General features: G+C 43.3%; 8 protein-coding genes. 6 read left to right on the top strand and 2 right to left on the bottom strand.

The features are described from left to right. Positions 1–498: 498 nt before the first annotated feature. Complete coding sequence (infC, locus tag IM456_RS05705) at positions 499–1029, bottom strand: translation initiation factor IF-3 (RefSeq protein ID WP_149986988.1); 531 nt, start codon at positions 1027–1029, stop codon at positions 499–501. A gap of 544 nt (positions 1030–1573) precedes the next feature. Between infC and IM456_RS05700 the strand changes: the two genes are divergently transcribed. Then, positions 1574–2509, top strand: coding sequence for an NAD-dependent epimerase/dehydratase family protein (locus IM456_RS05700; protein WP_149986989.1), 936 nt, complete (start codon positions 1574–1576; stop codon positions 2507–2509). 219 nt (positions 2510–2728) lie between these two features. Here the strand turns inward: IM456_RS05700 and IM456_RS05695 are convergent, their stop codons facing one another. Next, positions 2729–2941: a DUF2839 domain-containing protein gene (locus IM456_RS05695; protein WP_002737353.1), complete on the bottom strand. Its 213-nt coding sequence runs from the start codon at positions 2939–2941 to the stop codon at positions 2729–2731. A 153-nt stretch (positions 2942–3094) separates the two neighbouring features. On the opposite strand from IM456_RS05695, the gene IM456_RS05690 reads away from it, so the two are divergent. The 5 genes from IM456_RS05690 (at position 3095) to IM456_RS05670 (ending at position 8806) form a co-directional block, all read left to right on the top strand. Further along, the gene (locus tag IM456_RS05690) at positions 3095–4330 is read left to right on the top strand and encodes an LL-diaminopimelate aminotransferase (protein ID WP_149986990.1); all 1236 of its coding nucleotides are present in this window, start codon (positions 3095–3097) and stop codon (positions 4328–4330) included. Positions 4331–4445: 115 nt separating this feature from the next. Then, positions 4446–5282, top strand: coding sequence for a metallophosphoesterase (locus tag IM456_RS05685; protein WP_149986991.1), 837 nt, complete (start codon positions 4446–4448; stop codon positions 5280–5282). A 145-nt stretch (positions 5283–5427) separates the two neighbouring features. Continuing rightward, positions 5428–6207 carry a pantothenate kinase gene (locus tag IM456_RS05680; protein WP_149986992.1) on the top strand — a complete coding sequence of 260 codons (780 nt, stop codon included), beginning with the start codon at positions 5428–5430 and terminating at the stop codon, positions 6205–6207. 70 nt (positions 6208–6277) lie between these two features. Next, positions 6278–7345, top strand: a complete 1068-nt coding sequence (locus IM456_RS05675) for an NAD-dependent epimerase/dehydratase family protein (RefSeq protein ID WP_149986995.1) — start codon at positions 6278–6280, stop codon at positions 7343–7345. Positions 7346–7534: 189 nt separating this feature from the next. Next, positions 7535–8806, top strand: coding sequence for a glycosyltransferase (locus IM456_RS05670; protein ID WP_287692418.1), 1272 nt, complete (start codon positions 7535–7537; stop codon positions 8804–8806). Positions 8807–9054: the final 248 nt, after the last annotated feature.

Raw genomic sequence — 9054 nt, 5'->3', positions numbered from 1 at the left:
AGTTAGGGACTTGCGTGGGAATAATATCCCAATCGATCGGAGGGCGCAAGCTTTGCGCCCCTACAGTAACGGATTTTGTCCACAATGTAGGGGCGAACTGCGTTCGCCCAAAAGGTACATTATCAAAGCGCAAGTCCCTTAGTAATACTGTCACCGAAGAAATTGACGAGACAATGCTGGTTTTTGCAAGTGCTTGCGATTGGGTTAAATTATTGGTTTCTTTCAGGGATTTCTGAAAAACAAAAAAGGGGCTAAGACCCCTTTTTCCAGATTAGTTAGGGTTGGCTGAATAAATCTAAAAACCTTGTTGGGTAAGACTCTTAGACCTTTTGTCAATCAAAAAGTACCGGATATGGGAGTGAGCGGGGGGAAAATTCAGGTACTTTTTCCCTGAAAATTAGGTAATTGACGTGCTGAAAATGGGTAAAACCCTACACCCTACACCCTACAACCCACACCCTGACCCCACGAGAAACTTTTTGAGCAAACCCTAGTTAGTTATTTTTTCGGCGATAACATCATCATCATGTTACGACCTTCTTTTTTTGGTGCTTGCTGTACCTCAGCCACATCCTGTAAATCTTTGGCCATGCGCGCCAGTAATTCTTCCGCTAGGTTAGAGTGTTGAATTTCCCGGCCTCGGAAGGTAATCGTCGCTTTTACCTTATCTCCCGCTTTTAAAAAACGTTGCGCTTGGTTGACTCGCACGTTGTAGTCATGCTCATCGATTTTATAGCGCATTTTAACTTCTTTTATATCGGCTGTATGCTGTTTTTTCTTGGCTTCACGGGCTTTTTTCTCCTGTTCAAACTTGTATTTACCATAGTCCATAATCCGGCAAACGGGAGGAGCTGCCGTTTCACTGACGAGGACGAGATCAAGTTCCTTTTCTTCGGCCACGCGTAAAGCTTCGGCAGGAGTAATAATTCCTAGTTGAGAGCCGTCGCTATCGATAACGCGGATTTGGGGAAAGCGGATTCTTTCGTTAATTTGGGGGAGATCGCGAGTAGTGCGTCTTTTATCTATCACAGGCGTTCTGGGTTATCTCTATTCTGGTTAATTAATCGGGTGGAGTTTACAAAATGATTTACTTGCTATTCTACCCACTCGATCGAGTTTCTTGGCCAATTGTTAAGTTTTCTTGCAATGTTAATTTTTAGCCGCCAGCCGATGGCCGCCGGCCGTCAGCTAGATAAGCTGTTGTGCATGGGCTTTGTTAGACTAATATCCCATACTCTCAGGAATCGATCGGTAAGGTTCGTTCCCCCTCGTCGATTAGTTGCGTAGTCGGAGTTGTACTAGGGAACGCACCCTACATTATTGCTATCTAACTCCTGATTTGAAAATAGAAGCTGAAATAACGCAAATTCTTCAATCATAATAAATCCGTTGAGCATAGGCTACATATCAGGAGAGGCACTGACTTGAAAATAGACGCTAAAATAACGCAAATTCGTCAATCAGAATATTTTCATGCTTGGCGGTGCCAACTTTGGCATCGGGACTGGCTCCTGACGGCTGATAGCTGAAATAGTGATAATATATATAACCTTGATATCTATGCCATTATCCTATGAAAATTTTAATTATGGGTGGAACCCGATTTATCGGCGTTTCTCTGACTAAAGTGTTAGTAGAACAGGGTCATGAGGTAGTATTATTCAATCGTGGCAATAAACCCGCTCCAGTTGCTGGAGTACGACAGATACACGGCGATCGCACTGACCCAGCGCAACTGAAAGAAAAGCTTAAAAATGAGAGTTTTGAGGCAATTTTCGATAATAATGGCAGAGAATTAAGTGATACTCAGCCCCTCGTCCAAATTTTTAGGGACAGAATCGGGCATTTCGTCTATGTTAGCTCGGCGGGGGTTTATTTAAAATCCGACCAAATGCCCCATAAGGAAGGGGATAAACTAGACCCCAAAAGTCGCCACAAGGGAAAACACGAGACAGAAAACTATTTAAGCGAGATGGGTTTACCCTGGACTTCTATCCGTCCAGTCTATATCTACGGACCGGGCAACTATAATGACCTAGAAGCTTGGTTTTTTGATCGTTTGGTTCGTAATCGTCCTATTCCTATACCCGGTCATGGGGAACATTTTACCCAATTTGGTCACGTTGCCGATCTGGCCAAGTCCATGGCGGCAGTATTGGGTAATTCTCAGGCCATCGGTCAAGTGTATAATATTTCTGGCGATCGCTATGTAACTTTTAACGGTTTAGCGAAAGCTTGCGCGGCAGCGATGGGAAAAAATGCCGAGGAAATCGAGATTGTTAACTATAACCCCAAAAAATTTGACTTCGGCAAAAAGAAACCTTTCCCCCTGCGGGTTCAACATTTTTACGCTGATATTAATAAGGCCACCCGCGAGTTAAACTGGCAGCCCGAATATGATCTCGTCAGTGGTTTAGCAGACTCCTTCCAGAATGATTATCTCCCTTCCGGTCGCGATCGGCAAGAAATAGACTGGGCGATCGATGACCAGATCTTGGCACAGCAATAAAATTAATTTTCTGGTGGGGAGTTTTTTACTGATAAGTAGGTAGGCGTTAAAAGTTGTCAGACACCCCCCTTATCAAGGGGGGATTAAAGGGGGGACTAAGGGGGGATCGGCACCCCCCTTATCAAGGGGGGCAGGGGGGATCGAACCTAAAATCCATTTTTAATTTAATTATAACCAGCTACTTAACTGATAACTGATAACTGATGCAGCTTTAACCAGTCATTGGACATTCCACCAACCGAAAGCTGGTCCGACAAAGCGAATAACTACCCAAACCCCGGCTAAAACTCCTATACCAATCCAGGCACCCCTAGTGGTTAACTTGTAAGCTTGGGCCGCTTGACTTTTGGTAATCGGTAGCCAAGGCAGGATGTTTTCTTCCTGTCCATACTTATCACCCAGGGCCGATTGACGACGTTTTGATTCACCCATACTAATGTCAGTTATTAAGAGGTTTTTCTCTGATTGTATATCGAAAGACAACCGCCTACACTCACTCCCAGTCCGTGAAGGAGGGCGATCAAAACTGACGGCTGATGACCGACTATTATAGAATTAAAGGTTGCGACCGAAACGAGAATAATTATGGCAACCATTAACAGTAATTACTTAAAACTAAAAGCGGGTTATCTTTTCCCAGAAATTGCCCGACGAGTCCAAGCTTTTGCGGCAGCCAATCCCGATGCTAACATTATCCGTCTGGGGATTGGCGATGTCACCGAACCTTTGCCCCTAGCTTGTCGCGAGGCCATGATCAAAGCGGTGGAGGAAATGGGCGATCGCTCTAGCTTTAAGGGTTACGGGCCCGAACAGGGTTATGCTTGGTTAAGGGAGAAAATCGCCGTCCATGATTTTCAGGCTCGCGGTTGTGAGATAAGTGCCGATGAAATCTTTATTTCCGACGGTTCTAAGTGCGATACGGGCAATATTCTCGATATTTTTGGAGATAATAACTCGATCGCCGTGACAGACCCAGTATATCCCGTTTACGTTGATACTAATGTTATGGCCGGACACACGGGAGAGGCCAACGACCGCGGCGAATACGAGGGCTTGATTTATCTGCCAATTACCGCCGAAAATAACTTTACTGCCCAGATTCCGGCGGAAAAAGTCGATTTAATCTATCTCTGTTTTCCCAACAATCCCACCGGGGCCACGGCTACCAAAGAACACTTGACAGCTTGGGTCAATTATGCTAGGGCCAACGGATCGATTATCTTTTTTGATGCGGCCTATGAGGCCTTTATCACCGATGCCAGTTTACCCCATTCCATCTACGAAATCGAGGGGGCGCGGCAATGTGCGATCGAATTTCGCTCTTTTTCTAAAAATGCCGGTTTTACTGGGACTCGTTGCGCTTTAACTGTGGTTCCCCAAAGTCTCACGGCCAAAGCTGCCGACGGGACGGATGTGCAACTCTGGAAACTGTGGAATCGTCGGCAATCGACCAAATTTAACGGCGTTTCCTACATTGTCCAACGGGGGGCCGAGGCGGTTTATTCCCCGGAAGGACAAGCACAAGTACAAGAACTTGTCAAGTTTTATTTACAAAATGCAACAATTATCCGAGAAAAATTAACCGCCGCCGGTTTAGAAGTCCATGGCGGCGTAAATGCGCCCTACGTTTGGGTAAAAACGCCCCAAGGTCTATCGAGTTGGGATTTCTTCGATAAACTGCTACATACCTGTAATGTGGTGGGAACCCCCGGCTCTGGCTTTGGGGCCGCCGGAGAGGGTTATTTCCGGCTATCGGCTTTTAATAGTCGTGCCAACGTCGAGGCCGCTATGGAGAGAATTATCGATAAATTTCAAGGCTAATGGTCAAAAGAGGGATGTTTGCGGAAGCATCCCCCAACAACCCCATCGGAGAATAATTGATAGACTGTTGACACACCCAATTTTTCGGTAACTACTCACCGACAACGGCTCACCGATGCGACCCTTTTGGTTAGAATCCTTACAGGTAGAAAGATTAACGATCGCAATTGCCAGCTTACCAGCACATCTGCAAGGGATCAAGTTGGTGCAGTGGTCAGATCTGCACTGCGATGCACAGCATTTGCCTGTAGCTGTCCTGCAAGAAGCGATCGCCATTACTAATCAAGAAAAACCCGACCTCATCTTCCTGACGGGGGATTTTATTACCTATAGTCCCAGACCAATTTTTGCCCTAGTCGAGAGCATAAAAGCTCTCAAAAGTCAAGGGGGTATTTATGCTTGTTTAGGAAATCATGACAGTTATCTTCCCCACGCAAGGGAAACGGTCAGAGCAGCCTTAACTAGCGTGGGAATTCGGGTACTCTGGAATGAAATCGCCACACCCTACGGCGAAAATTTTCCCATTGTCGGATTGGCCGATTATTGGTCCGGGGAATTTTTACCGCAAATCCTCGAGCAAATTTCTCCCGATATACCCAGACTCGTCCTTTCCCACAATCCCGATACAGCCATGCTTTTAAGGGATTGGCGCGTGGATTTGCAGTTATCCGGTCATACCCACGGAGGTCAAGTGACTATCCCCGGTATCGGTTCCCTACCGATAGTTTTAGAGAAACTTAGGCGATCGCTGCCGGAACCATATTGTCAATGGGTTCCCTTTCACCGGCAGTTTAGCAGAGTAGTCCGATACTGGCAATGGTCTGAGGGATTTCATCGAGTCGGGGAAAATCAATTATATGTGAATCGAGGCTTAGGAACCTATTTTCCCGGTCGTCTTTTTTGTCCCCCCGAAGTGACGGTAATTACTTTGATCAACAGCAGTCAGTCTTGAATCAGTGATCAGTGATCAGATGTGAGTTTTTAGTGAACAGTATGACAGCAAAAAAGCTCGCCATCTCCCCGCTCCCCACTACCCCACTACCCCACTGGTTACTGCTCACTGAAAAATCCCCATCCCCCCACTTCCCACTAACTAAATGACTGAGCAAGATACTGACTGGATCGGTTTGATGATCGGCAATTCTCGGCTACATTGGGGGTATTTTCGCGGTCAAACCCTGTTAACTTGTCTCGATACTCCCCACCTGAGGGAACCCCTAAGTAATGAATTTTTGCAACAAATTTTCCCTAAACTCTTGACAAATAAATGTAACTGTGCATTGATTGTCGCCTCCGTGGTTCCTAGCCAAAAAGAATTATGGGCAAATTATGGCAATTTACGGAGAATTACTTTAAAAGATATTCCTTTACTGGATTTATATCCGACATTCGGCATCGATCGAGCTTTAGCTGTCTTAGGTGCGGGAAAAAAATACGGATTTCCCTGTTTAGTAATCGATGCGGGGACAGCCTTAACTTTTACGGGAGTGGATGGGGATAAAAAGCTAGTGGGGGGGGCAATTTTACCCGGGTTAAAGGTGCAATTAGCCAGTTTAAGGGAACGGACGGCAGCCTTACCAGAGGTGTCCTTATCGGAAAGATTACCCCAGATGTGGGCAAAAGAAACAGCAGAAGGGATAAGAAGTGGGATAATTTATACAATTTTGGCGGGAATAGAAAAATTCAGTCAGGAATGGTTAAATTTATATCCAGAGAGCGGGATAATTTTAACAGGGGGAGATGGGGACTTAATTAGGGATTACTGGCAAGAAAAGGCCATTAAATCACCCCTAGTGGATAAGACGATCATTTTTGAGGGAATTGCCGCAGTTAAGGGAATTTCCTCCTGTTTAATTGACAAAGGCGAACCTATCTAGTAAAGTCGGAGAAAGTTTTCTCAACTGGGGAAATTTCTCAACAACTAGGCAAAAAATTCAGGATATAGTTATGGCGATCGTTCTAGTAACTGGTTCTGCTGGTTTAATTGGTTCCGAATCAGTCAGATTTTTTTGTGATCGGGGTTATACCGTCGTTGGCATCGATAATAATATGCGTCAGGTATTTTTTGGCGAAGACGCTTCAACGGAGTGGAATCGAGCCAAATTATCGCAAGATTACGGGGATCAATACATTCACCATGCTGTAGATATTCGGGATCATGAAGCTATTGCAGATATATTTAAAACCTATAGTCATGATATATCCTTAATTATCCACACGGCGGCGCAACCTTCCCACGATTGGGCAGCAAAGGATCCCTATATGGATTTTAGTGTCAATGCTAACGGAACTTTAGTATTATTAGAAAATACTCGTCAACACTGTCCCCAAGCAGTATTTATTTTCTGTTCCACCAATAAAGTTTATGGCGATAGACCGAATGAATTGCCTTTAGTAGAAAAAGAACTACGTTGGGAAATCTCGGAAAATCATCCTTATTTTGCTCATGGTATTGACGAGTTGATGAGTATTGATGCTTGTAAACATTCTTTGTTCGGTGCCTCGAAAGTGGCGGCGGATGTGTTAGTACAAGAATACGGTCGTTATTTTGAGATGAAAACAGCCTCTTTTCGCGGCGGTTGTTTAACCGGTCCAAGTCATTCGGGAACGCAATTACACGGTTTTTTATCCTACTTAATGAAATGTACGATGATCGGCAAAGAATACAGTATTTATGGGTATAAAGGTAAGCAGGTACGCGATAACATTCATAGTTACGATCTCGTCAATGCTTTTTATCATTTTTATCAGACCCCGCGAGTGGCAGAAGTTTATAATATCGGTGGTAGTCGCTTTAGTAATTGTTCCATGTTAGAAGCTATTCAAGAATGTGAAGCGATTGCGGATAAAAAGTTAAACTGGCAGTATGTAGAGACTAATCGTATTGGTGATCATATCTGGTGGATTTCTGATGTGAGTAAGTTTAAAAATCATTATCCTGATTGGCAGTTAACCTACACGGTAACGGATATTCTCAAAGAGATTTTTAGTCAAAACGTTAGCCGTTGGACTTAGGGTAAATCAAGAATTATTCTGGTCGATTTTTACCTGCTAGTTTTCCCTCGTTACAAAAGTGATTTTTAGCCAAATATACTGCTAGTAATTGAGGGACTCTGTTAATTAGTTAACCAGAGGACATTAATTGTTATTAATAGCAATATTGACCTAGAAAAACTAAACCAAATCATGTTTTAAGATACTATTATGTTAACTAAAATCTACAACAATAAAATTTTCCGATTTCTCATTGCTGGGGGAGTGGCATTTCTAATCAACTTATTCTTAATTTATTGGTTCATTGACGACTTGGGATTTAATACCCCATTTCTGAAGAATGTTGCTAATGTCATTTCGATAGAAATATCTTTAATTGCTAGTTTCTTTATCTATAGAATCTGGGTGTGGACTGGAGGAGATTGGACAATCAGAGATGTGATTTTGATACAACTTCCTCTCTATCATCTCTCGGCAGGTTTAGCAGTTTTACTGCGAGTTTTTTTGATATTTCCCTTCTTAAACTGGTTAGGAATTAGCCCCGGAGTTAACACAATGATTGGGGTTTTACTGGGAGCTAGTATTAATTATGTTGCCAGTGATAGCCTAATTTTTAAACCCAAGAATAAGACTAATGAGACAGAAATGTACTATCCCGAAGGATTAGCACCAGCTTTCGAGATGGACGGTTACTCTCACCCACGTCAATCAAGGGATAACTATGCAGTAAAAACCCTATCAATAATTGTCCCTGCTTACAACGAAGAAGATTGCATCGAAAGCACCACTCAGTTAATATCTGAACGTTTAGAACGGGATAAAATTGATTATGAAATCCTAGTGGTTAATGACAATAGCAAAGATAACACCGAAGCAGTTCTGCGAAAAATCAACCAAGAAAATCCTCGGATTCGCTACATCAATAACTATTATCCCAATGGTTTTGGTTTTGCGGTGCGCTGTGGATTAGAAAATTTTAGCGGTGATGCAGTGGCAGTAGTAATGGCAGATAATTCCGACTCTCCCGATAACATGGTGGACTATTATTATAAACTCCAAGAAGGCTACGATTGCGTTTTTGGTTCTCGTTTTATCAAAGGAGGAAAAGTTATTGATTATCCCAGGCACAAGTTATTCATTAATCGTTTGGCTAATCTATTCATTCAAGTTTTATTTGGGCTAAAATTTAATGATACCACTAACGCCTTTAAAATCTATCGTAAGGATGTTATCGAAGGAATCTCACCTCTACTCTCTCACCATTTTAACTTAACAGTAGAAATGCCCTTAAAAGCAATCGTGCGAGGATATTCCTACACGACAATTCCCATCACTTGGCGCAATCGTACCACGGGGGTTTCCAAGTTAAAACTCAAGGAAATGGGTAGTCGTTATTTATTTATAGTTCTCTCTATCTGGTTAGAAAAACACCTTTCTCGAGGCGACTATAAGCGCAAACAGAAAAAGAATCAAGTCGGTTGATAATTATCATCTAGAGGGGTATTTTTGATGACTAGGCAAGTGTTAATTAGGGCTTGCTGAATAAATGTGAAATGTAGGCAAGGTAAGGGTTTTGTGGCTTTTCTCGTGAAACAGGTGCAAGATTTTGAGAGAATCGTGCTTCAAAACCTTGCGTCTTCATCGGCCCGCGTCCTGTAGGGGCGAAGCATTCGGGCAATAACCTATCGGTGAAACCGGAGATTTTCTATCCGAATGCTTCGCCCGTACTT

It is taken from the genome of Microcystis sp. M079S1 (assembly GCF_020246425.1).
GTDB classification, from domain to species: domain Bacteria; phylum Cyanobacteriota; class Cyanobacteriia; order Cyanobacteriales; family Microcystaceae; genus Microcystis; species Microcystis aeruginosa.
This window is presented reverse-complemented; position numbering and strand designations above follow the sequence as displayed.